The following is a 24,736-nucleotide window of genomic DNA, read 5'->3' as shown; positions in this document are numbered from 1 at the left end:
GGCGGGGCTCGTTACGCGCACCACACCGGGGCGCCATGGCTTACCAGCCGATGCCCACACCCACGCCCATGCTGCGCTCACCGCTGTTGGTGAACGCACCATTGAGGCTGAAGGTGGCTGAGCCCTTGTCGTTGAGTACGCGCTGGTAACCCACCGCCATGGCCGATTCGCCCTCGGCGTAGCCCACGCCCGCGCCGAGGCGGTTGTAGGTGGCCAGGCCAGCGGTGTTCATGGCCATGGCCGTCTGCGCACTGCTCATCGCCGCCATGCGGTTGAAGCGCTTGTCCATCTTGTCCAGGCGACGCTCGAAGTTGCTGATGGCACCATCGGTGTACTCGTTGGCGCGGGCCAGCATCTTCTCCAGTTCAGCGGTATCGACCTGCGGCGTGGGCGACGGCGTGTCGTCCTTCTTCGATTTCGGCTGCGGCGTAGGCGAAGTGCCCTCGCCTGCCGAGGCCACCTGCGGCGAATCGCTGGCTTCCGGCGTCGGCGTGACCTGATCGGTCGGCGCGGCCGAAGCGGTAGCCAGCGCACGCGACTGCGGCTGGCCATCGACGCGCTGCTCCAGACCATCCATGCGGCCATTGAGCTGCTGTTGCACCGCGTGCAGCTGGCCACCGTTGACCGCCTCGCGGCTGCCAGCCGCGATCAGGCCGTTGGCCACGTTGGAGATGACCATGCCGTTGGCGCCCGCCAGGGTGAGCTGGGCGGTGCCGTCGCTGCGGGTGGAGGGCGTTTCCTGGAAGACCGAACGGAGCTGGGTTTCGACGCGGTCCATGCGAGAGCCGGTGGTGACTACGGCGGAGTCCAAGGTGGTGAGAGCGTCGTTGACGGTGCTCTGGTGCTGACCCTGGATGTTGAATCCGGGGGTGGTGACGTTGCCGTTTGCGTCGATATCGCCGCCGAGGGTGGACAGGGCACCGCGGAGCTGGCCGATGGTGGCTGCGTCGTTGGCGTTGCGGCCGTTGGCTACGTTGACGAGGCGACGCTGGAGAGCCCCTTCTCCGAACGAAACAGTAAGAGCATCTCTGGCGATAGAACCACTACCAATGGCAACACTATAGTTGGCACCCGCCTGGACTGAGCTCGCAGCGCCTATTGCAATGCCCTTCTCCGCGTCAACCACCGACCTTACACCCACGGCGAAGCCATCCTCCGCAGATTCCATGACATGCGCGGCACGACCAAGAGCGACAGAGTTCTTGCCTCCTGCGCGGGAGAAACTGCCCAACGCAGTCGCGCCCTCGCCAACTCCCACTGCCGAATCACCTAGCGCAACACCCACCAAACCAGCTCTTGCGGAAACTGCCGGACCGGCTGAGCCTACCGACAGGAACCGTTGTGAATCCTCCAGATCAGTAAGTCTGCTGTTTGTCGTATACAACTGCCCGCCGTTGACGGCATCACTGCTCGATGCCGAACTGATATCACCATCGGCCAGACCGGTAATCCGAGCGCCAGCAAAGTCAATCGGACCTTGGCGAGTAAAGCCAGCCAGGCCCTTTCGCTGCTCCTTCATCTGATCGATCTCGCTTCTGTTGTCGGCGATATCTTGCTTGGCTGCATACAGCTGGCTACCAGTCACCGCATCGCGGCTACCAGCGGCAATACGACCATCGGCCAGATTCGACAGAACCATGCCTTGCGCACCTGCCAGATTAAGCTGACCAACTCCATCCACCCGGGTCGAGGGTGATTGTTGGAACGTCGCACGCAGCTGACCTTCGAGGCCATCTACGCGAATGTCTGACCTGACCACTGCACCATCGAGTGCAGCCAAGGCATCTCCGACATTGTTCTGCTTGCCACCTTGCACGCTATAGGCTGGCCCGACAACGTTCCCCAAAGCATCCAAGCCTGCACCGCCACCCAGCCCGGCAAGAGTTTCGTTGAGCTGTGCGATTGTGGAGACGTCACCCTCTGCGATACCTCGACTTACATTAACCAGTCGGCGCTGGTACAAACTCGTCCCAAAGGAGACGGTGTCAGATTCCCTTGCAATTGATCCAGCCCCCACGGCGACGGACCTGGCCGCACCCGCTTCAACCCTACTATTCGCGCCAACCGCCGTTGTTTCAACTGCCGCTGCGCGTGAACCGGCACCGAGCGCGAAAGAACTCTCCGCCCCCTTCTCCACAAGCGCCCCTCTGCCGAGGGCTACAGAGTTCTTGCCACTAGCGTTGGCATATGCCCCTACCGCGGTTCCTCCCTCATGTTCAACGCTTGCCTGCGCCGAATCACCGATGGCCACACCAAAGGCGCCCGACCTAGCGGCTTCGCTGAGGCTGTCACTTCCAATACTCAGGAACTTCCCGGCACTCTCGATTGCATTGACGCGCTCATTGGTCGCAAACAACTGCCCGCCATTCACCGCATCCGTGCTGGTCGCAGAACTGATATCCCCCGCTGCCACACCCGATACCCGCGCACCTTCCATGTCCACCAGGCGACGATCAGCACTGAACTTGACCACGCCATCCAGGTCCGGATCGAAGTTATCGAAGTCAGCACGCAGCGCGTCCAGCTCGACCCGGTTGTCGGCGATACGCCCGTCCTGATCCGCCAGCTGCTGCGCATGCCCGGCCAGGGCCTGTTGCTGCGTCTCCACCGTGGTATTGGTCGCAAACAGCTGCTGTCCGGTCACCGCATCCGTGCTGCCCGCGCCAAGCGTTCCGTTGGCGATGTTGTAGATGCGTCGCTTGCCACCGCTCTTGTTCGCCACATCCACGATGGTCCCAGTGTTCTCCGCACCCAGACGAACGTTGCCACTGGCAGACACTTGGCCCACCAGTCCTCCCAAGGCATCCGCCTTCTGCACAGCGCCATCGGCTACACCACGGGCGGCGTCGGCCGCCGTCTTCGCCGCGGTTGCGGCCGTGCGCACACTGGTCACTTCGCTATTGGTGGCATTGAGCTGCTGCCCAGTCACTGCATCAGTGCTGGACGCGTTGAGCACGCCATTGGCCAGATTCTGCAGCTTGCGCTTGGCGCCACTCTTGTTGGCCACGTCGACGACGGTACCGGTGTTGTCTGCACCCAGGCGCACGTTTCCACTTGCCGATACCTGCCCCACCAGGCCATCCAGTACCGCCACGCGTGCCTGCGCTGCGTCCGCCGTGGACTTCACGGCGGCAACGTTGCTGTTGGTGGCATTCAACTGCTTGCCGGTGACGGCCTCCGTGCTTGACGTGCTCAGCGCTCCATCCTTCAGGCCGGTGATGCTGCGCACCGCATTGGACTTGTTGCGGGCATCCAGCACCGTGCCGGTGTTCTCGCCGCCCAAGCGTACGTTGCCACTGGCCGATACCTGGCTGACCAGGCCACTGACCGTATTGGCCTTGGCCAGCGCTGTATTGGCGTTGGTGTTGGCTGTAGTGGCGGTGGTCTGCGCTGCTGTGGCCGTGGTCTTCGCCGCGTCGGCCGCAGTCTGAGCAGCCGTCACGTTGGTGTTGGTTGCATTGAGCTGCTTGCCCGTCACAGCTTCAGTGCTTGATGTAGAAAGCGCCCCATCCTTCAGGCCGGTGATGCTGCGAACAGCATTGGACTTGTTGCGAACATCCAGCACGGTGCCGGTGTTCTCACCACCCAGCCTTACGTTGCCACTTGCCGATATCTGGCTGACCAACCCGCTGACCGTATTGGCCTTCGTCAGAGCTGTGTTGGCATTGGTGTTGGCCGTGTTGGCCGTGGACTGCGCTGCCGCGGCTGTCGTCTTCGCTGCATCGGCAGCGGTCTGGGCTCTGGTCACGTTGGTGTTGGTGGAATTGAGCTGCTTGCCGGTAACCGCATCGGTGCTGGTGGTCGAAAGGCGCGCGTCCTCCACATTCACAACGCGCCTCTTGGCGCCACTGGTTCCTACTGAGACCGTATTGGCCTCGGTCGCAATCGAGCCGCGCCCCAGCGCAACCGCATTGTTTGCTCGCGTAGCAGCTTCGTAGCCGATGGCCACGCTATCGTGGCTGGCATTGGCCTTGCTTCCCAAGGCGATACCACCGTTGTAGCCATTGGCACCGGCACGGGAATCGCCACCGATGGCGATGGCACCCTCCGAATTTCCGCTGTCAACACGGGAGCCACTGCCCACGGCAGTACCATTGCGCCCGCTCACATAAGACGAGTTGCCGTAGGCGGTTGCGCCGATGCCACTGGCACTAGAGCGACTGCCCAAGGAAGTCGTGTGCGTGCTGTTGGCCTTTGACTCGTAGCCGAAGGCAATAGCGAACTCGCCAGCAGCCGAAGCGTTAAGACCGACTGCCGTTGCTCCCGTGCCACTTGCAGAGGCGGAGCCTCCGAGCGAAGTTGCACCGGCTCCGCTGGATCGTGAGTTCCTTCCGAAGGCAAGGGAATCATTGGAAGCTGCATTTGCTCTGCTGCCCATGGCTAATGCGCCCGCGCCGTTGGTCTTCGATGCATACCCGAGCGCCACGCCATCGTGACCCGCCTGAGCTTCCCCACCCACCGCTACGGCGCCCGTCCATCCTGGCGTACCCGCCCGAGAATCGGCGCCAATAGCGACTCCCGAAACTCCGGCGCCAGTGTCTACCTGAGACGCTCTTCCGATCGCTACCCCGTTGTCGCCAACAGTCCTTGCATATGCCCCAAGCGAGGTCGAACCAGAGCCATTGACGTACGCTCCAGCTCCAACGCCAACGCTGAAACTGCCTTTTACCGTTGAATGCGAACCAATGGCGGCGGAGCTTTCGCCATCAAGAATTGCCAGAGTTCCATATACAACGGATGACTTTCCTGTTGCCGTCGAGCGCGAGCCGAGGATCATCGAGAAATCGCCGCTCACGGTCGAATCGCGATAGTGCGTGTCATTTACGATTGCGAGCTGCGTATGTCTGGCCAGTGGACTGATGGCAGACCTGAAGGCCAGCGGGGAAGCGTACAGCGACATCGGATCACGCCAATTGATGTGATCATCTCATCCTGTTGTGCATAGGCTGAAGTACTGAAGGAAGCGGCCAGTACCAACAGCACCACTGCAGGTGCACCACAAACCTGCTGGGCAGGCTTCCTTGTTGCCCGCCCCAGCTCACTGGTAACCACCCAGCACTGCCGGGCTCGATTCCACAGGCGACGATATATGCGATTCATTGAATCTCCTTAACTGAGGGTGCGAAGAGATGCCCCACCAGAGAATCCGGCGGGACTGGTGATCAACCGGCGCTGGGCGCCAGGGTCTGTACGTGTTCGCGATGACCATCGCGGGTGAGGCGGTAACGCAGTTGCAGCGTGTGCCCGGGCTGCACGGGGAAAGGCAGTTCCAATGCACTGCCGGGATACAGGCTTTGCGACACCTCGTGCGCGGTGCAGCGCGCGCCATCGCAGTCAGCAATGCTGGTGATGCCGACACGCACCGTGCCGGTGTTGCGCAGGCGGTTTCCTTCCACCTTCATCGCCATGGCCGGCTGCGCGGGCAGCACATTGACCAGCGCGCCCCAGACCAGGCTGACACCGACATTGGCCTGTGCGCGCTCGCCCTCGCCTGCGTGCTCAACGCCTTCGGGGCCACGCACGCCTTCGAAGTAGACGCGATAGGCGGTTTCCTTTTCGACCGGCTGCAGCGGAATCACCCGGATCAGGCGATTGCCACCACCGGCCAGCGCGAACTTGCCGGGGGTGATGGCGATGGCTGCTTCGCCAGGCTCGACCTCAACCTCGTGTTCTTCTGCACCGGCCGGGTCGACGATGCGCTTGATCGAGGCCTGCACGTACTGCGGCTGGGTGGACTGCGAATAGATGCGGATCTGCGCGCCCTTCTTCACGTCCACCGACGTGCGCATGGGGTGCACGGTGAGGTTGGCGTGGGCAGGCATCGCCATCAGCAGCGACAAGGAAATCAGACAGCGAATGAGAGGCTTCATCGGGGTCTCCATGGGAATCAGGGCGTGACAGTGGGAACGCGCATTTCCACCTTGAGATCGCCGTCGTAGTAGCCGGGGCGTTTGCTGCTGACCGGCACGCGAGGGGTTTCCAGCACCAGTGGCGTGGGCACGCAGAACACCGGCTGGGTCATGCCGGGCAGCAGCACCAGGCGCAGCTTTGCGGTGTCGATGCCGTGCAGCAGCTGCTCCACGCCGTTGCGCATGGGCAGGGCGCTGCCGTTGTGATCGAGGGTGACGGTGTAGTCCACGCGCTGCGTGGCATCGCTGCCGCCATCGGCATGCCACACCGAGTAGCCGGAGGGCCCCGGAGGGCGTGGTCCGCTGTCACGCACAGTGACGCCCAGGTACTGGCTCTGCGAGCCCAGTCCGTCGTACAGGCACATGTCGAGTTGGGTTCGGCCGCCGACGGTCTGTGCCAGCGGGTCGTACTGCAGGTTCAGGCCAACGTGTGGCGTGACCTGGTCGAAGAGCGGGAAGTAGATGGAGACCGCGTTGTAGTCGGTGATGGTGAAGTCGAAGGTGATGACATTGGTCAGCACCGTTCCTTGTGCTGGATCCACTTTGAGATCGAGCTGGAGCTCACCGTGCCAATGACCCGCTACCAGTCTCCTGAGTTCTTCTTGTAGAAGTACAAGCCTTACTCCGGTACCTAGCGGCTCATCAACATTGCATTGGTCCCAAGCTGCTGAGTACAGCGGGTATACGTGCTGGGTCCAAAAATCGCCAGTGCATGCACGACCCGACACGATCCGTCGCAACCAACCGTTCAATCTCACTTCTGTTGGAAGACCGGATCGTTGTTCGACCATCCTGAGTACGATTTCCGACGATCCGAACAGCACATCCTCATCGCCAGAGGTTCTGCAGCTGCCTTGCGAAGGATCCACACTGGATCGGCAGGTCAGATGTATCTGGCCAAGCTTGCGCGACACGTCACGGCTGAAGCCCAGAACCGTCCTGTCTGGCCAAATCTCCAGATCGCCTGGCATGGACGATCGATCCCACGCAAGCGTCACCTGCTGGACTATCGGACTGGGATCTGTCTCCGGCGGCTGCTGCGCCATCGCCCGCGGCGCCAACACCACCAACGCACACAACACCGCCATCACCCACCACACCCGCCGGTTCACTGCACACCTCCCGCGGCCGCGGTCTGCGGCGTGGCGGCAATCAACGCCTGCTCCTGCAGCAGTCGCGTCACTCGCGCCTGATGCCGGATATCAGCAGGCAACTGGGCCACGGCCAGCGGCTCGCACTGCACGGTGCCCACCAGCATCACCACACTGCGGCGCTCGCGCACCTGCAGCGGACAGTGCAGCAGCCGGTGGTCCTGCAGCAGGTACAGCGTCTTCTCGCGTCGTGGGAAGTCGGCCACGAAGCCTCCATTGCTGCCGGTGCCGGGCACCGGCGCGTTGAGAATGCGGGCGCCGCGCAGCGGTGCACCGGCGATGTCGTGGGCGTTGCCGATGAAGGTGTAGGTCACTTCAATCGGCACCGGCAGGCGCACCAGCCGCCCGGGCGAGAGGAACAGCGGGCGCGCACCGCCCACGCCGCTCACGCGGACGGCCGCGATGCTGTCCAGTGCGCTGGCGTCCTGCACTTCGGCGCGGTGCGATTGGTAGGCGGAAATCGGCAGCAAGCGGCGTTCGCCCAGCTTCAGCCGCTGCCGGCGCAGTCCACCCACCTGCAGTTCGGCGGCAACGCCGGTCAGGTCCAGGTCGTCGGTGCCATCCACCTGTACTGCCAGCCCGGCATCGGCGCCCACGCCTGCGCCCCAGTACAGCCCACGCGAGCCGACGGCCAGTCCGGAACTATGCGTGGCGCTGTACGCCACCTCGTTGCCGCCCTGGTGCTGGTAGCGCGATACCGTGGCGCCGGTCTGGCCGATGCGGTTCTGCAGCTGCCCGCTAAGCGTGGCGCTGTAGCGCTCGTTGTTGTTGCCGCGTAGTTCGCCGGACACTTCGCGGTACTGGTCTTCGTATTCCTGGCGCAGGGTCTGCCCGGCGTTGTAATTGACGTCAGGCCGCGCGTGCTGCGGCTGGCGCACGTCCACACCGTAGCGCCGCTGCGAGCTGCCGCGGTCGCCGCGCTGCAGGCGGTTGAGGCTGAAGTTGAAATAGATGCCGCGGTCACGACCATCGCGCAGGGCACCGCCGCTGGTCTGCTGCCACACGCCGATGCGGCTGGAGACACTGAACTCGCCCCAGCGCTGGCTGCGGCTGTAGCTGGCCTGCCAGGTGCGGCTGAGCTGCGGCACGCGCGTGGGTTGTGGAATCCACGGCGGCAACAGCGGCTCGAGCCCGGCCAGCGGATCATCCCCCAGCCCCGGTTGCACGGTGCCTGCGCGCCAGGTCTGGCGGCGGGTGTAGGCCACGTAGGCATTGCCGCCGGCCACCGGCAGCGCCATCGAGGCACTGAGCGAGTCGGCACAGCCCAGCCGGTCGCGCGCGTCGGCCTCGAACTGGCAGGCGCGACCACGCATGCGCTGGTGGTACACATTCCACGAGGCACGGCGGCGGTAGGACAGCTGATGCTGCTGGCCACGGCTGCCATCACTGCCGTGCATGCCGCTGAACGTGCCGCGGATCTCCTGGGTGGCGAACACATGGCGCAGGTCCAGCCGCAGTTCGCCATAACTGAAGCCACCCAGGTCTGCGAGGCCGGCCGTCATCGCCACGTTGCGCGACACCGGCACGCGCACGCCGCCCATCGCCGCCAGCTCATCATCGAAATGGTCACTGCGGCGTTCGTTGCGGCGCCCGCCCTGCAGGAACCACTGCACGCTGCTGTCGGTCCAGTCGCCACCCTTGTCGAACGGCGCGTCTTCGCTGCGCACCAGTACGCCGTCTTCGTAGATGCGCAGGGTGATGGTGTAGTTGCCCAGCGGGAACCGGCGCGTATCGAGCTGGTTGATGCCGGCCTGCAGGTAGAAGGTCTGCAGCAGGCGCTCACCATCGAACGCATCCACGCGTGCATCGCGCGCCAGCAACACGGTGAGCGGCGTGGCCTGCACGGCAGCGGCGGAATCCACGTAGGCCTGCGTGGTACCCAGGCGCAGGCCCTGAAAGCGGTCCATCGGCAGCATGCTGAAGCTGAAGGTGCCGCCCTGCGGGCTGCTCAGGTTGCGGCGGTCCATGCGCCCGGCCTGCAGGTAGTGCTGTTGGCCCAGGTCATGACGGTAGTAGGTGTTGTCCAGCTGGAAATCACGGCGGGCACGGCCACCGCGGTAGTGCTGCTGGCTGAAGGTCCAGTCGGCGGACAGGTGCCCGCGCTGGAACACGCCCAGCGCACCCATGCCCTGCGCGGCCAGCGACTGGTAGCCGCGGCCGCCACTGACATTGAGCGTGTGCTGGTGCAGGAAGGCGTTTTCGGCATTGGCGCTGACCTGGTGGTAGCGCTCGGCGGCCGGTTCGCCGGGAATCCATTGGCGGGCGACGAACAGGCGCACGGCGCCCTCGCCTTCGTCATACAGCGCGCGCACGGCGGTGGGCTCCTCGGGGGGATCGATGTAACCGCAACCGGCGCTGGCGCCACCGTAGCGGCAGGCCAGGTGACTGTTGCGCGGCAGTGGTTGCGACAGCGCTGGCAACAACGCCGCCTGTGCCTCGGCGGGCAACTGCAATGCCTGCAGCGCCTCGGCCGGGGCTTCCAGCTGCACGTGTTCCAGGGTCACGCGTACCGGCACCAGCCCGGTCGAACGACCGAACAGGCGTACCTCGAGTTGTTCGGTCTGGCCTTCAACCAGATCCTCGAAACCGACGGGAACGCCGCGCGCTGCGACCAGGGGCGTGGCCAACGACAGGGCGAGCGCGACCGCCAGCCGGGTGACGGCGGGTGCGGGGGCTTTCATGGGGGGGGGTTACCGGAAGCGGCCGGCCCGGGGAGCGGGCCGGCGCGGGCGCCTTACGGGCTGGTGGTCTTCTGCTGCATGGCGATGGTGACGATGCCTTCGTACTGGCCACCGGCAGTGATCGGCGCCTGGTTGGTCTGCGCGATACGCAGCGGCATCGGAATCGATGCGCCCGGCAGCGCGCCATCGAACAGGTCGGAGGCAAGGAAGTCCTGCGCGGCCACGGTCAATGCCTTGCCGTTGAGGCTGACGGTCAGCGGCACCGGGGCGCCAGCGCCCGAGGTGTGCAGCAGCTGCGGCGCGCTGCCGACGCGCACTTCGATGTCCTGGTCGATATCGTTGGAGTAGATACGCACCTGCTGCGACCACGGCACCAGGCCGTTGACCGGGTTGTGGACCAGGTTCACCACCGAATCCAGCGCGGTGCCGTCGGCCTTCAGCATGGCCAGGGTCGGGTCGACGCTGGCCCAGACCTTGATGTCGGCGTCGAAGGCATGGGCGGACAGCGAAACGGTGGCCAACGCTGCAGCGAGCGTGGCCTTCTTCAGAATGGCGTGCATGTGTGTCTCTCTCGGACAGGGGGATATGAAAGCTCCCCTCCCCAAGGAGAAAGGGAGGGAAGCGCCGTCCGCAGAGGTGGGTGCGGCCGACGAGAGAATGGTAGGTATGCCTACCCTGCGCCGGCCATTCAAGCTTTCCTAAATAACTGAACGTTAAGAAGATTCTTTGAAGGCTTTCAATGTTTGAGGGTTATGCAAATTTCCTCATACGGTCTTTGCAACAACCCTCATTGCGCGGAATGCACTTTGCCGAGTCGAGCCATGCTCGTCGCCTGTGTGCAATGCCGCCGCCTCAACGCGTGCTGACGATCCGCACATGATCCACGTCGATGTCGGTGGGCTTGAAGCGGTGCGTATCCACTTCACCATGCAGCTCCACCACGGTGGTCGCGCTGACGGCCTGGTGGCTGGGCAGATCCTTGTCGTCGATTTCCACATCGATCTCGCCGGTGGCGTCCTTGAAGCGGTAGCGCTCGTGGCCGATCTTGGCCACCAGCGTGCCCTGCAGCACCACCGGCTGGTCGTCACGCTGGTCGCGCGCCTCGGCAACCGTGGTGACGGCACTGGTGGCGCCCGGGCCGGTGTACTGGGCAAAAGCCCCGGCGCTGAGCAGGCTCAAGGAGGTGGCGAGGAGCGCAAGGGTGAGTCGTCGGTTCATGGTGTTCTCCATGCAGGGATAAGTACCCTCAGGTTCTATCGCCTCGAATGTGATGCCCATGCAATAAATCCGAAAAGATCTGAAAACGACATCCAATGTCAGAAACCATTCATCCCGGACCCGACGCCTCTTTCAGGAACGATTCCATGGCCGCCACCAGGGCCAGCGGCGTCTCGTTCATCGGGTAATGCCCGGCATCCTGCAGGACCTCCATCGCGGCCTGCCGGTAGCGGCGCAGATACGTGCGCTCCATCAGTGCACGGTTGAAGGTGGGATCGTGCCCGCCCACCAGCACCTTCAACCGATGAGTGCCGACGATCTCATTGCTGAAATCGGTATCCGCCCACGCTGGAAGATAGGCAGCAAATGCTGCAGGTGAAGCATGTGCCGCCGAATACGCGGCCTTCCAGTCGAGCCATTGCGCCGGCAGCCGTCCGCCGGTACTGCGATCGATGATGGTCCGACGGATGCTTACGTCCCCGGCTGCCGCTTCAAGCAGGCCTCGCGTCGCGGCGTCGTAGGCAATGCCGCCGCAAGGCACCGGCGCAATGGCCACCATGCCACGTATCCGTTCCGGCGCAAGCACCGCCATGCGTTCAATGGCCATGCCGCCCATCGAATGACCTGCCACGCTGAAGCGTTCTTGGCCGAGGGACGTCATCAGGTCCAGCGCGTCGGAGGCGATCTCGTCGATGGTGTACGCGCCAGGCGCATCACGCATGCCGCCGTAGCCCCGGCAGTCCATGAAGAGGTAGCTGAAGTCGTCGCGCGACAGCCATGGCTCGATCGGCTCGAACGCGTGCGCGTCGCCGAACCAGCCGTGCAGGGCCAGGACAGGGTGCGATCCGTGCCCCACGCGATGAAAGGTATTGGCCATGGGATTCCAGTGCAGTTGGGGGAATCCCCGATGCTAGGCATCGCACGTCAGTCGCACCGTCGATGACGGGTCAATCGCTATAGAATCCGGGCCATGCGCAACTCGCTGCTTGACCCCTACGAAGACCTGCCACGCGATGTCGTGGTCACCTCGAACGACTACGCAGCCGAGTCCACGTTTCCCCGTCATGCCCATCGGCGTGGGCAGTTCGCGTTCGCTGCGCGCGGCACCATCAGTGTGGCCACGCCGCAGGGGCGCTGGCTGGTTCCGCCACGGCGCGCCTGCTGGGTGCCTGCAGGCCTGGCGCATGAGATGACCATGCGGGGGCCGGTGACGATGCTCAACGCTTTTCTCTCCGCCGGGGCGGCCGACGCAGTCGCGCTGCCGGAGCACTGCCAAGTGTTCGCGGTCTCTGCGCTGTTGCAGAAGCTGCTGGAGGCGGCGGTGGACCTGCCCCCGCTGTATGACGAGGACGGGCGTGCAGGCAAACTGATGCAGTTGCTGGTGGCGGAAATCGCATCGATGCCGGTGCTTTCCCTGCATGCACCGCTGCCTGCCGATGCACGCCTTGCACGTGTCTGTCGTGCCCTGTTCGATACTCCCTCGCTGGCAGCCCGCCTCGATGACGTTGCCGCAGACGCAGGCATGAGCCGGCGCACGTTCACGCGCCTGTTCCGCGCCGATACCGGGGTGGGTTTTGCCGAGTGGCGGCAGCAGGTGTGCCTGCTGGCGGCCATCGAGCGGCTGGGACAGGGCCAAGCGGTGACCCGTGTCGCGCTGGACCTTGGCTATGCAAGCCCCAGTGCGTTTTCTGCGGCCTTCCGGCGTGTGCTGGGATGTTCGCCGAGCCGGTACGTGGAGGCGTAGTACCCGGCCTGCGCGTGGTTGTTGCTCGCGCTGCGCGTGTGCGTCGAGCGTGGCTCGATTGTACAAATGCTCAGGCGCAACAGGATGGCATCAGGCCGCCTTGCGGCGGCCTGATGGGTCTCACTCAACGATACGATTTCAGAAGAAGATCGCGTACAGGATCAACAGCGGAATCGGTACGCCCAGGAACCAGAGCAGAAGCGTCTTCATGGCAGGTCTCCTTGCATCAGATGCGGATTACAGGTCGCGGCGGCGGCCGCCCCAGGTGGCGCTGAGGCTGGCGAAGAACGCGCCGATCAGCAGGGTGATGAACAGCCACAGCGCGGCATAGGCCGTTGCCTTGCGGGCATCGTCGGCAGCCTGCTTGGCGGTGGTCTTGGCCTTTTCCAGTGCAGCACGCATGCGGGTCTGCACGTCGGTCACACGGGCCTGCGCTTCGGCCTGGCTCATGCCCGTCTCGCGCGCGATCAGCTGCGACAGGTACTGGGTATCGGCCGAGTCCAGGCCATCTCCCTGCAGACTGTTGACGATGATGCGGTTCACTTCGGCACGGACTTCGCGGCGGTCACCCATCGGGCCATTGCCCGGCATCGGGCGCGGCGGCGGCGGGGCCGTGCGGGCGTCACGTGAGCCAACGCTGGCGGCGGCCGGGGGCGGCGGCGGTGCGGCAGGGTCCATCGGGCCGTTGCCCGGCGCTGCGCCCGCTGTCGGCGGAACCGGAGGCGCACCGGCGGCGTCCGGGCCCGGAGTGGTGGCGTTGCGGAACAACGAATCCACCCAGTAGTCGAGGTCGCCTTCCTGACCGCCGGCAGCCGCGGTGCCGACACCGGCAGCAGCGACGCCTGCGGTGGAGACAGCAGCACCCGCCGTGGCGCCGGCCACCTTGGCACCGGCGCCCAGCACGCCACCGATGGCCGAGGTCAGCAGACCGGCAGTGAGCAGCGTCGCCACAGCCCACGACACGAAGCCGTGCGCGGTATCGCGGAAGTAGGTTTCATCGCCGTGGATCTGCGTCCACCTGGTGCGCAGGCGGCCTGCCAGATAGCCGCCCAGACCGGAAGCGGCCAGCGCGGTGAAGGTGAGCCACGCGACGCTGGTCCAGCCGAAGGTTTCCTTGGAAACGCCCTCGAACGACCACGGCGATACCGATGACAGACCAAGGCCTACACCCAGGATGAGCAGGATGAGGGACAGTGCAGCAGCGGCAACGGCGCCGGCGAAAATGGCGCCCCAGGACACCGCGCTTTCGCTGGTGGGCGGCACGACGGGAGTGGTGACGACGGTGGCGACGTCGGGACCAAGCGGGCCGCGCTCGGGTGGGTCGAATCGGGTACTCATGGGGTCGAACGCTCCGTATCAGGTGCTGCGGGTGCAGTTGGTGTCCTGAGGCTGCGCGAGCGCTTGTGAAGCTGATGAGACCCTTGAATCACGCGCCCTTGGCGCGGCGGACATCGTGCCAACAGCCGGGGCGCAGTAGATCCACGCCATGCGTGGATGGTTTTCTGCGGATGTCCCAAGCTTGCCAACCAAGGTTGGCATCTACCAGAAGCAAAAAAAAACGCCCCGCAATCGCGGGGCGTCTTCAGCACAAACTACGCAGAGCGATCAGCCCTGGTAGTCGCGCACGTCGTGACCGGTGTAGACCTGGCGCGGACGGCCGATCTTCATTTCCGGGTCGACCTGCTGTTCCAGCCAATGCGAGACCCAACCGGAAGTACGGCCCAGGGCGAACATGACGGTGAACATCTCGGTCGGGATCTGCAGCGCCTTGTAGATGATGCCGCTGTAGAAATCGACGTTCGGGTACAGCTTGCGGGCGACGAAGTACTCGTCCTGCAGCGCGGCCTGTTCCAGCTTCACGGCCACGTCCAGCAGCGGATCCTGCACGCCCAGCTGCTTGAGCACCTTGCCGGTCATCTCGCCGATTACCTTCGCGCGCGGGTCGAAGTTCTTGTACACGCGGTGGCCGAAGCCCATCAGGCGGAAGCCGGAGGTCTTGTCCTTGGCCTTGAGCACGGCCGACTCGACGTTGTCGGCCGAACCGATTTCTTCCAGCATCTTCAGCACGGCTTCGTTGGCACCGCCATGGGCCGGACCCCACAGTGCGGTGACGCCAGCGGCGACCGACGCGTACGGGTTGGCACCGGTCGAACCGACCAGACGCACGGTCGAGGTCGAGGCGTTCTGCTCGTGGTCGGCGTGCAGGATGAACAGCAGATCCAGTGCCTTGACCACGTCCGGGTTCAGTTCGTACTGGCCATCAGCCGACTCGAAGGTCTGCTTCAGGAAGCGGCTGACGTAGTCCAGCGAGGTGTCCGGCTTGTTGGCCGGCAGGCCCTTGCCGTGGCGGTAGATCAGCGCCGACAGGGTCGGCACCTTGGCAATCAGGCGCACGGCGGCCTGGCGGCGCTGTTCGGCGTCGGACAGGTCCAGCGAGGCGTGATAGATGCCCGACAGCTGCGCGATGGCGGCGGTCAGGATGGCCATCGGATGGGCGTCCTTGGCGAAGCTGCCGATCAGGGTGTTGATCGACGCATCGACGTTGGCTTCGGCCGCCAGCTCGTCGGTGAAGGCCTTCAGCTGCTCGGCGCTCGGGCGCTCGCCGTTGATCAGCAGGTAGGCCACTTCGACGTAGCTCGACTTCTCCGACAGCTGCTCGATCGGGTAGCCGCGATACAGCAGCACGCCCTTGTCGCCGTCGATGTAGGTGATGGCGGACTTGCAGCTGGCCGTCGCGGTGAAACCGGAATCGTAGGTGAAATACCCCGTTTCCTTGGTCAGCTTCGCGATGTCGACGCAGTCGTTGCCGAGGGTGGGTTTGATGACGGGCAGAACGACCGACGTATCGCCGGCGTTGAGCGTGACCTGATCAAGATCGGACACTGTGTGCGCTCCTTCATGGGAAGGCGCCTGCCCAAGCGCATTGGTCAGGCACGTGAATGACGTCCTCGGCCTGTGCCGGGGATCAGGTCATTATCGCACAGCAGCATTTGCCGGGCGCTAGACAGAAGTCGTAGACGACAGGCAGCCGGCACCCTGCCAGCGAGCGGCCGGGATCGGCAAAAGCGTTGTCACAAGGACGCAGTGTTCCGTCCATCCAAACGCCCGTTGGGTAGGCGCTGGACAAAAACAAACGGCCGCGCAGAGCGCGGCCGTCGGTTCGAACCGGGTACGACGTATCAGCGCGCGTAGCGCTTCTGGAACTTGTCGATACGGCCCGAGGTGTCGATGACCTTGTGCTTGCCCGTGTAGAACGGATGCGAAGCCGAGGAAATTTCAACCTTCACCAGCGGGTAGTCGTTGCCGTCTTCCCACTTGATGGTTTCCTTCGTGCTCATGGTCGAGCGGGTCAGGATCTTGAAATCGGAGGTGACGTCATGGAAGACGACGTCGCGGTAGTTCGGATGGATATCGGCCTTCATGGGCTCACACCGTAAATGGGCTGGTGGTCAAGAGCGGCATTATAAGCACTGGTTGCCGTCCGGGGCAACCAGTGCGGGGGTCGAACTTCAGTCCGCGCCCAGGGCCTGGCGTACCAGGTCCTCGAAACGCCCCTGGTCGTAGGCCATCAGCAGATCGCAGTTGTCCGGCTGGCCGGTCTGCCGGTTCCAGTCGACGATGGTCGCGCCGCGGCTGAACGTGCCGTTCAGTTCCACATTCAGCGGCCGCGACTCGACCTGCAGCTGCCCTTCCGGGTTCAACGCCCAGGCCATGGCCAGCGCATCGGCGGTGTACCAGCGCCCGCCCTTGCTGTCTTCGGACAGGCCACGGGTCTTGCGCGAGATCAGCTCGTAGAAGCGCGCGCGATCGGAATCGGCGCCCAGCCACTGTTCGGCTTCGGTCAGCGGCAGGCCGTGGGCAACGGTGGCTTCCCAGTCCGACACCAGCAGGTGCGGGAACGCGGTGAACACCACATGCGCGGCTTCCGGATCGAAGGCGATGTTGAATTCGGCAGCGGGGGTGATGTTGCCGTGGCAGGTGACTGCGCCACCCATCACCACGATGCGCTTGATGCGCTGGGGCAGCGTCGGGTCAAGCTTCAGGGCCAGCGCCAGGTTGGTCAGCGGGCCAAGCATCACCAGCATCAGTTCGCCGGCATGCTGGTGCGACAAACGCAGGATCGCCAGCGCGGCGTGCTCGGCGTCGGCCTGGCGGCTGGGCGGCGGCAGGTCCACGTCGCCATAGCCGTCACGGCCGTGCACGTGGGCGGCATCGACGGACGGATGCAGCAGCGGATCAGGGCTGCCGGCAAACACCGGCACGTCGGCGCGGCCGACGATGTCGCAGAGCTTGAGCGCGTTGCGGACGGTGTACTGCAGGCCTACGTTGCCGGCGGCGATGGTCAGGGCGACCACGTCATGCCGTTCATCGGCGAAGGCCATCAGCAGGGCCAGTGCGTCGTCGACACCGGGGTCGGTATCGATCAACAGCGGGATCTTCTTGGTCATCGTTGCCGTCTTCAGATCGGCAACGAAGTGTGGACCGGGATGATGACCGTTGCAAGTACGGGGGTTCGGGTCGGCAGGGCTGCGCCCTGCACCCACAGAATCGACGGCAACGGCAACGGCAACGGCAAAAGCTGGCATTCCGTGGGATGGCGGGGTGGGTCCGGTGGCGGGGGACGCCGTGAACCCATCCCTAGGGGCTTGGCCGCGGCATCCATGCCGCGGACACCCCCGCCACCGGACCCACCCCGCCTTCGACAGTTCTCCGCGATCTGTCGGAATGGCATGGCCTGCTGTTGGTGGGTGTCGACCCTGCAGCTGTTGGTAGGTGGCGACCTTGGTCGACACGGTAGATCCACGCCATGCGTGGATGGATGTCGGAGGGATCGGGAAAGATGACGTAATCGGCCTGCGCTTGCAGGGCCACGCTGCAATTGCAGCGTTTTCGACTTTTCCAATGATTCTCATTGAAGCGACGAGGGCTGTCGTGGACATCATGAGGGGCCATCGACAACGGATGGCACGGGCTTCCAATCCCGTTTGACTTACGTTGTTTACGCTTGCCTGCCGGCGTTGCGCGCGTGTTCCTGCGTGGCGTCCGGCAGGCAATCCGTCCGTGCGCCTTTTGGCGGGCGGTGAGTGGGGGCCTCGTGCCCGCCGGCTTATCAACGTAGTCACCGGTATTGGAACCACTCACCGTCCGCCACCCTCGCCTTCGCGTGGGTGGCCTCTTGCCTTGCGCACAAGGACTGACGACATGACCGCATCCCGCTATCCCTTCCTGTTCGCCACGCTGGGCGATGCCGCCGCCAGCATCCCCGATGAGCTGGCGCAGGCGCTGGAAACCACCCTCGCCGCCCCCGCGACCGGCCCTACGGACAACGGCTTCACCCTGCTGGGTTGCCTCAAGCGCATCCGCCAGGACGAAGGTGCCGATGGTCAGCCGTGGCCGAGCCGCTGGCATACGCCGGGCCAACGTGTGGCGCTGGCCCGCATCGACCGCGCCAATGCCGGGTTGATCCTGCTGCTGGAGATGCTGCACGCCAGTGAGCGCGTGCGCGTGGACGGCGAAGAAGTGCAGCAGATAGGCGATGACATCCGCGAAGGACTGCTGCTGGCCTGCCGTGGTTTGTCCGAATACATGGGTACGCAGTTGCCGGCAGCGTGACCAAGCGTTGGGCAGTCCCTTTCAGATCGGGGAAGACCTATCCCATGTTCGTTTACAAACATGAACAAGCTGCGATTAGAGGCGTCCTTGGCGATCTCAACGTCATTTGCTATAAAAACCTATACTCATTTTATAGAAAACAGACATGAAGCTGCCCATACCAGCGCCTGACCTGTCGACGCTTGCCCGGAAATACGTCGAGACCCTCGGGAGCATTCTCGATGCCCGGATCGGTCCTGAGGTAAACGGCGTCTACGAACATTGGGACAAACTGCGCCATAGGACGCCCCCGGAAGGCCTGAACGCGGATCAGTGGTGGCTGGGCATCGCGTGGACGCGGGCGGCGTTGTTGAAGCCCCTGCCGCAGTTGCTGGACAAGACACAGCAACCTTTCAAGCTGGCTCTCACCGACTCGATGCAACGGCGCCTGCACTACATCGACAGGGAAGCCGCAGGTTCGGTGAAGGGCGTGGACGCAGCCAGCGGCCAAGGACGGTTCCTGATCCGCTCGTTGATTGAGGAAGCCATGACCTCATCGCAGCTGGAAGGCGCCTCGACCACGCGAGCCGTAGCGAAGGAAATGCTGAGTACTGGCCGGGCTCCACGTGACCAGTCCGAGCGCATGATCTACAACAACTACATGGCGATGAACGTCATCCGCGAGCGCGGCATACGCCCCATCACGCCCACCGAAATTCTGGAACTGCACAGCATTCTCACTGACGGCACGCTTGAGCTTCCAACCGACTCCGGGCGATTCAGAACGGCCGAGGACAACGTTGCGATCTTCGACCGCGGTTCACCGCCGACGCTGCTGCACATTCCTCCTCCGGCCGAGGAAGTGCCTGCGAGGATTGAGCGGCTGTGCCAGTTCATCAATGAAGAAAGCACACCGTTCATTCATCCGGTCGCCAAGGCAATCGCACTGCATTTCCAGATTGGCTACGACCATCCTTTCGTGGATGGCAACGGGCGCACCGCGCGCGTGCTTTTCTACTGGGCGATGATGAATGCTGGGTATTGGATGACCGAGTACCTGTCCATTTCCAGCGTACTGAAGAAATCCCCGGGCAAGTACATGCGGGCTTACCTGTATACCGAGAGTGACAATCGGGATCTTGGCTACTTCGTGTCGCAGCAACTGGAGGCCATTGAGCAGTCGATCCAGGGACTGCATGCCTACATCGCCAGGAAGCATGCAGAGGATCAAGCGGCGAGGCGCATGCTTCGTACAGCTCGACTTGGCAACGGACCGCTCAATCACCGCCAGCGCGCTTTGCTCGCCAACGCACTGAAGGATCCCGATCGCACTTACACCGTGGCCAGCCACCAGGCAGCGCACACCATTACATATCCGACTGCGCTGAAGGACCTGAACGGATTGGTGACGGCCGGACTTGTCAGTAAAGAGCGCGTGGGGAAGGCGTCCGAGTATTTCGTGCTTCCTGGGCTGCCCGAGCGCTTGGCACTGTAGCTCCACGCCATGCGTGGAGGTGTGTCGAAGCAACGTGCCGCGCGCGGTCAGGCCGAGGCGTAACGCACGGCGGTGCCGATCCAGCGCTGCACCACGCGATCTGCAAGCGCCGGTTGCTGCGCCAGCAGGCGTTCGGCCAACTCATGCACACCCGGCAGCAGGCCCGCATCGCGCGCAAGATCGGCGATGCGGAAACCGGCCAGGCCGGTCTGCCGGGTGCCCAGCAGTTCGCCGGGACCGCGCAGTTCCAGATCCTTCTCGGCGATGACGAACCCGTCGTTGGTCTCGCGCATGGTCTGCAGGCGTTCGCGCGCCATCTGCGAAAGCGGCGCTTGATACAGCAGCACGCAGCGCGACACCGCCGAACCACGGCCGACGCGGCCACGCAGCTGGTGCAGCTGGGCCAGGCCCAGACGCTCGGCATTCTCGATCACCATCAGCGAGGCGTTGGGCACGTCCACGCCGACTTCGATCACGGTGGTGGCCACCAGCAGGTCGATGTCACCGGCCTTGAACGCGACCATCGTCGCCAGCTTCTCGGCCGCTTTCAGGCGGCCATGCACCAGCCCCACGCGCACGCCGGGCAGCAGCGCCTGCAGCGATTCGTAGGTGGCCTGCGCGGGCGTGGCATCCAGTTCTTCACTTTCTTCGATGAGCGTGCATACCCAATAGACCTGCCGCCCTTCCTGGCAGGCCAGGGCGATGCGATCGATCAGCTCGGGGCGACGATCATTGTTCAGTGCCACGGTCTGCACCGGCGTGCGGCCCGGCGGCAGTTCGTCGATGGCCGACACATCCAAGTCGGCGTACTCGGACATCGCCAGCGTGCGCGGAATCGGCGTGGCGGTCATCACCAGCTGGTGTGGCACGTTGTTGCCGCCCTTGCCCTTGTCGCGCAGCGCAAGCCGCTGGTGCACGCCGAAGCGGTGCTGCTCGTCGACGATGGCCAGCGCCAGATCCTGGAACACCACCGCTTCCTGCATCAGCGCGTGGGTACCCACCACCACCTGCGCTTCGCCGTTGGCGACCTGTTCCATTACCTTCGCGCGCGCCTTGCCGGTGACCTTGCCGGCCAGCCAGGCAAGGCGCACGCCCAGCGGTTCCAGCCAGCCGCGCAGATTGTTGAGATGTTGTTCGGCCAGCAGTTCGGTGGGGGCAGCCAGTGCGACCTGCTTGCCCTGCTCCACCGCCAGCATCGCCGCCAACGCGGCCACTACTGTCTTGCCCGAGCCGACGTCGCCCTGCACCAGCCGCAGCATCGGGCTGGGGCGCGCGAGGTCTTCGCGGATCTGCTTGAACACGCGCGCCTGCGCGCCGGTCAACGCGAATGGCAGCTGCTTGAGCAGCGCCTTGGCCAGCTTGCCGGGGCCGGCCAGCGGCGGTGCGTGATGCGCCTGCAGCGCAATGCGCTGGCGACGCAGGCTGAGGTGGTGGGCCAGCAGTTCTTCCATCGCCAGCCGGCGCTGCGCTGGGTGGGTGCCGGCAGCGAGTGCGGCCAGATCGGCATCCGGCGGAGGCTGATGCACGGTCAGCAGCGCGCTGCGCAGCGATGGCAGGCCGAGGCCCTCGAGCCAGCCGGTGGGCAGCAGTTCCAGCGTGCTTTCTTCCGGCAGGCGATCAAGCGCCTGGCCGATCAGCTTGCGCATCGTCATCGGGCCGACGCCTTCGACGGTGGGATACACCGGGTCGAGGCGGTCGCCGAGATCGGGATCGTCATTGCGCCCCAGCACCTGGTAACTGGGATGGACGATCTCCAACCCCAGATGCCCGGGCTTGGGCGTACCGAAGCAGCGCAGGCGATTGCCGACCGCGAACTGGCCGACCTGCTGCTGGCGGAAATGGAAGAAGCGCAGCACCAGGGTGCCCTGCCCTTCGTCTTCCACCGCTACCTTCAGCATCGGCCGGTAGCGCATGCCGCGCTCGACGGCGATCACCCGCACTTCCACCTGCGCCGGAATGCCGTTGCGCAGGTCTTCGATGCGGGTCAGCCGGGTGCGGTCTTCATAGCGCAGCGGCAGGTGCAGCCAGAGATCCTGCAGGGTGGCCAGGCCACGCGCCTGCAGCTTGGCGGCCACGGCCGGACCGACGCCGGCGAGCATCGCAAGCGATGCTTCACCGGACGGTGCCAGTGCCGGGGTGACCGCCGCCTTGCGTGCCACGTGGCGGTCAGTCGATGACCATCACCGCGTCGACCTCGAAGTTGGCGCCCTTCGGCAGGCCGGAGACTTCGATGGTGGAACGGGCCGGGAACGGGGCCTGGAAGTAGTCCTGCATCACGGCGTTGACCTTGGCGAATTCGGCCAGGTCGGTCAGGTACAGGCCCAGGCGCACGACCTTGTCCAGCGAACCGCCAGCGGCTTCGGCCACGGCCTTGAGGTTGTCGAAGGCACGACGGGCCTGTGCTTCGACGTCACCCACGCCGACGATGTCGCCGGTGGCCGGGTCGAGCGGAATCTGGCCGGAGAAATACACGGTGTTGCCGGCGCGCACGGCCTGCGAGTACGGGCCGATGGCGGCCGGGGCCTTTTCGGTGTTGATGATCTGGCGGGACATGGGTCGCTCCGGTGCGTTGGGGGAAAACAGAGCGGTGATTGTACCGGGTGGATGCCATGCAGGCGGGGTCGGATCCGTTTCCCCTCGGGAAACGGCTCTGACCCCGTGCATGTAATCGGATCACGCGATGGGGTCAGAGCCCTCTCCGTTGGAGAGGGATCCGACCCCGGATTCGAAGCAGGGTTATTGCCGGCGAACCGCCTGCACGACCGAGAGGCGGCGCAGGCGACGCATCACTTCGGCCAGATGGTTGCGGTCGCGTACCTGGATGTTGAACGCCAGCACCGCGGCGTTGAAATCGCGGTCCAGGTAATCCACGCGCTCGATGTTGGAATGGCTCTGCGCGATCGCCGCAGCCAGCTGCGCGAGCACGCCGGTACCGTTCTCCACTTCCACCACCAGCGAGGTGTCGTAGTCGCCGGATACGGTGGTATCCCAGCCGATCAGCACCCAGCGCTCGGGCGACTTGCGCAGCTCGGCCAGGTTCGGGCAATCCATGCGATGCACCACGATGCCCTTGCCGGCGGTGTGGTAGCCCATGATGTCGTCGCCCGGAATCGGCTGGCAGCAGCCGGCGAAGGTGACCACGCCGCGCTCGCTGCCGTTGATCAGGATCTTTTCCTGCGAGCTGTGGCGCGAATGCGCGCCGCCGCGCAGTTCGGCGTACGCCATCAGCGCCTGTGCGGCCTGGGTCGGCATCCAGTTGCCCAGCGCGACTTCGGCCAGCAGGGCCTCCAGGCGCGGGAACCGGTGCTCTGCAAGGAAGGCATCCAGACGGCCCTTTGGCAGGCGCTCCAGCGAGCTGTCCATCGCCTCCAGCGCGCGGTCGAGCATGCGGTGGCCCAGCTGCACGGCATCTTCGTGCTCCAGCTGCTTGAGCTGGTGGCGGATGGCGGTGCGTGCCTTGCTGGTGACCACGAACTCCAGCCACTGCGGCTTGGGCGTGGCCGAGCGCGCGGTGATGATCTCCACCGACTGCCCTGACACCAGCTTGGTACGCAGCGGCACCAGTTTCTTGTCCACGCGCGAGGCCACGGCCATGTTGCCGACATCGGTATGCACGGCATAGGCGAAGTCGAGCGCGGTGGAATTACGCGGCAGCGCCAGGATCTTGCCCTTCGGCGTGAACAGGTAGACCTCGTCCGGGAACAGGTCGACCTTGACGTTGTCGAGGAACTCCAGCGAGGAACCGGCGGCACGCTGCGAATCAATCAGTTCGACGATCCAGGCGTGCGCACGGCTCTGCGCGCTGTTGGGCGAGTCACCGCCGAACTTGTAGGTCCAGTGCGCCGCCACGCCGCGCTCAGCGATCAGGTCCATCTCTTCGGTGCGGATCTGCACTTCGATCGGCGAACCATACGGGCCGAACAGCACCGTGTGCAGCGACTGGTAACCGTTGGCCTTGGGGATCGCGATGAAATCGCGGAAACGCCCGTCCAGAGGCTTGAATGCGGCATGCACTGCGCCCAGCGAGTGGTAGCACTGCGGCACGCCGCGCACGACCAGGCGGAAGCCGAACACGTCCATCACCTGGTCGAAGGATTTGTTCTCGTCGCGCATCTTGTTGTAGATGCTCCACGGGGTCTTGATGCGGCTGACCAGGCGGTGCTCGATGCCCTCCTTGGCCAGGCGCTGCGACAGCTGCACTTCCACCTGCGCCAGCGCCTCGCGGCGCACCACCGGCTGGCTGCGGATGTGCTTTTCCAGGATGGCATGGCGCCACGGGTACAGCGCCTTGAAGCCGAGGTTCTGCAGTTCGCTCTTGACCAGGCTCATGCCCAGCCGCTGCGCGATCGGGGCGTAGATCTCCAGCGTCTCGCGGGCGATGCGGCCCCGCGCTTCGCGGCTCTGCGCGCCCAGCGTGCGCATGTTGTGCAGGCGGTCGGCCAGCTTGATCATGATCACGCGCAGGTCGCGCGACATCGCCAGCAGCATCTTGCGGAAGCTCTCGGCGGCCGCTTCCTGGCGGTCGCGGAACTTCAGCTTGTCCAGCTTGGTGACGCCGTCCACCAGCTCGGCCACGGCTTCACCGAACTCGGCCGACAGCGCCTCGCGGGTCAGCGGGGTGTCTTCGATGGTGTCGTGCAGGATCGCGGCGATCAGCGCTTCCACGTCCAGGCCGAGCTCGGCCAGCACCTGGGCCACGGCCACCGGATGGGTGATGTAGGGCTCGCCCGACTTGCGCGTCTGCCCAGCGTGCGCGGAGGCGCCGACTTCCCACGCACGGCGCAGCAGCGGCAGCTGCTCGGGCGGCAGGTAGTGGGCGGCGCGTTCGAGCTGGAGGACGTAATCGGGTACGGCGGCAGCGGGGACTGCGGCGACCTTGGCAGTGGGGCCTGGGTTCATGGCCAAAGCCTATGCCAGCGCGACGTTTACGGCAAACCCTGAATGCG

18 protein-coding genes are annotated in these 24,736 nt (G+C 64.7%); 3 read left to right on the top strand and 15 right to left on the bottom strand.

The window, feature by feature from the left end:
• Nucleotides 1-40 precede the first annotated feature (40 nt).
• The 8 genes from H3005_RS15820 to H3005_RS15785 all read right to left on the bottom strand — a co-directional run bounded on the left by H3005_RS15820 (nt 41) and on the right by H3005_RS15785 (nt 11,836).
• Nucleotides 41-4,900, bottom strand: a complete 4,860-nt coding sequence (locus tag H3005_RS15820) for a YadA-like family protein (protein ID WP_223880287.1) — start codon at nt 4,898-4,900, stop codon at nt 41-43.
• Nucleotides 4,822-5,100: an ESPR domain-containing protein gene (locus tag H3005_RS15815; RefSeq protein ID WP_191078560.1), complete on the bottom strand. Its 279-nt coding sequence runs from the start codon at nt 5,098-5,100 to the stop codon at nt 4,822-4,824. Before H3005_RS15815 ends, H3005_RS15820 begins: the two co-directional genes overlap by 79 nt.
• Before the next feature lie 62 nt (nt 5,101-5,162).
• Nucleotides 5,163-5,870 carry a pilus assembly protein gene (locus tag H3005_RS15810; RefSeq protein ID WP_100553446.1) on the bottom strand — a complete coding sequence of 236 codons (708 nt, stop codon included), beginning with the start codon at nt 5,868-5,870 and terminating at the stop codon, nt 5,163-5,165.
• Between the two features lie 17 nt (nt 5,871-5,887).
• Nucleotides 5,888-6,880: a CfaE/CblD family pilus tip adhesin gene (locus H3005_RS21140; protein ID WP_331273772.1), complete on the bottom strand. Its 993-nt coding sequence runs from the start codon at nt 6,878-6,880 to the stop codon at nt 5,888-5,890.
• Nucleotides 6,881-7,017: 137 nt separating this feature from the next.
• Nucleotides 7,018-9,741: a TcfC E-set like domain-containing protein gene (locus H3005_RS15800; protein WP_100553447.1), complete on the bottom strand. Its 2,724-nt coding sequence runs from the start codon at nt 9,739-9,741 to the stop codon at nt 7,018-7,020.
• Between the two features lie 53 nt (nt 9,742-9,794).
• On the bottom strand, nt 9,795-10,301 hold the full coding sequence (locus tag H3005_RS15795; protein ID WP_099820820.1) for a CS1 type fimbrial major subunit: 507 nt from the start codon (nt 10,299-10,301) through the stop codon (nt 9,795-9,797).
• Between the two features lie 292 nt (nt 10,302-10,593).
• Complete coding sequence (locus H3005_RS15790) at nt 10,594-10,959, bottom strand: NirD/YgiW/YdeI family stress tolerance protein (RefSeq protein WP_100553448.1); 366 nt, start codon at nt 10,957-10,959, stop codon at nt 10,594-10,596.
• 109 nt (nt 10,960-11,068) lie between these two features.
• Nucleotides 11,069-11,836, bottom strand: coding sequence for an alpha/beta hydrolase (locus H3005_RS15785; RefSeq protein WP_100553449.1), 768 nt, complete (start codon nt 11,834-11,836; stop codon nt 11,069-11,071).
• 93 nt (nt 11,837-11,929) lie between these two features.
• Here H3005_RS15785 and H3005_RS15780 point away from each other — a divergent pair, with 93 nt between their 5' ends.
• Complete coding sequence (locus H3005_RS15780; RefSeq protein WP_100553450.1) at nt 11,930-12,703, top strand: helix-turn-helix transcriptional regulator; 774 nt, start codon at nt 11,930-11,932, stop codon at nt 12,701-12,703.
• Nucleotides 12,704-12,940: 237 nt separating this feature from the next.
• Here the strand turns inward: H3005_RS15780 and H3005_RS15775 are convergent, their stop codons facing one another.
• The 4 genes from H3005_RS15775 to H3005_RS15760 form a co-directional block, all read right to left on the bottom strand.
• Nucleotides 12,941-14,041 (bottom strand): hypothetical protein, encoded by a 1,101-nt coding sequence (locus H3005_RS15775; protein ID WP_100553451.1) that lies wholly within the window; start codon nt 14,039-14,041, stop codon nt 12,941-12,943.
• Nucleotides 14,042-14,308: 267 nt separating this feature from the next.
• Nucleotides 14,309-15,586: a citrate synthase gene (locus H3005_RS15770; protein WP_089236664.1), complete on the bottom strand. Its 1,278-nt coding sequence runs from the start codon at nt 15,584-15,586 to the stop codon at nt 14,309-14,311.
• Between the two features lie 296 nt (nt 15,587-15,882).
• Nucleotides 15,883-16,125 (bottom strand): type B 50S ribosomal protein L31, encoded by a 243-nt coding sequence (locus H3005_RS15765; RefSeq protein WP_006389217.1) that lies wholly within the window; start codon nt 16,123-16,125, stop codon nt 15,883-15,885.
• A gap of 87 nt (nt 16,126-16,212) precedes the next feature.
• The gene (locus H3005_RS15760; RefSeq protein ID WP_100554195.1) at nt 16,213-17,151 is read right to left on the bottom strand and encodes a nucleoside hydrolase; all 939 of its coding nucleotides are present in this window, start codon (nt 17,149-17,151) and stop codon (nt 16,213-16,215) included.
• Nucleotides 17,152-17,905: 754 nt separating this feature from the next.
• Here H3005_RS15760 and H3005_RS15755 point away from each other — a divergent pair.
• A complete protein-coding gene (locus H3005_RS15755) occupies nt 17,906-18,316 on the top strand; it encodes a hypothetical protein (protein WP_100553452.1) in 411 nt (136 codons plus the stop codon).
• Nucleotides 18,317-18,461: 145 nt separating this feature from the next.
• Nucleotides 18,462-19,790 carry a Fic family protein gene (locus tag H3005_RS15750; protein WP_100553453.1) on the top strand — a complete coding sequence of 443 codons (1,329 nt, stop codon included), beginning with the start codon at nt 18,462-18,464 and terminating at the stop codon, nt 19,788-19,790.
• 47 nt (nt 19,791-19,837) lie between these two features.
• Here H3005_RS15750 and recG read toward each other — a convergent pair whose 3' ends face one another.
• From recG to H3005_RS15735, 3 genes are all read right to left on the bottom strand, one after another.
• The gene (recG, locus tag H3005_RS15745; RefSeq protein ID WP_191078559.1) at nt 19,838-21,949 is read right to left on the bottom strand and encodes an ATP-dependent DNA helicase RecG; all 2,112 of its coding nucleotides are present in this window, start codon (nt 21,947-21,949) and stop codon (nt 19,838-19,840) included.
• Nucleotides 21,950-21,956: 7 nt separating this feature from the next.
• A complete protein-coding gene (locus H3005_RS15740; protein WP_025874214.1) occupies nt 21,957-22,343 on the bottom strand; it encodes a RidA family protein in 387 nt (128 codons plus the stop codon).
• A gap of 183 nt (nt 22,344-22,526) precedes the next feature.
• Nucleotides 22,527-24,689 carry a bifunctional (p)ppGpp synthetase/guanosine-3',5'-bis(diphosphate) 3'-pyrophosphohydrolase gene (locus H3005_RS15735; RefSeq protein WP_025874213.1) on the bottom strand — a complete coding sequence of 721 codons (2,163 nt, stop codon included), beginning with the start codon at nt 24,687-24,689 and terminating at the stop codon, nt 22,527-22,529.
• Nucleotides 24,690-24,736: the final 47 nt, after the last annotated feature.

Source organism: Stenotrophomonas sp. Br8, from assembly GCF_014763005.1.
GTDB lineage: Bacteria > Pseudomonadota > Gammaproteobacteria > Xanthomonadales > Xanthomonadaceae > Stenotrophomonas > Stenotrophomonas lactitubi.
This window is presented reverse-complemented; position numbering and strand designations above follow the sequence as displayed.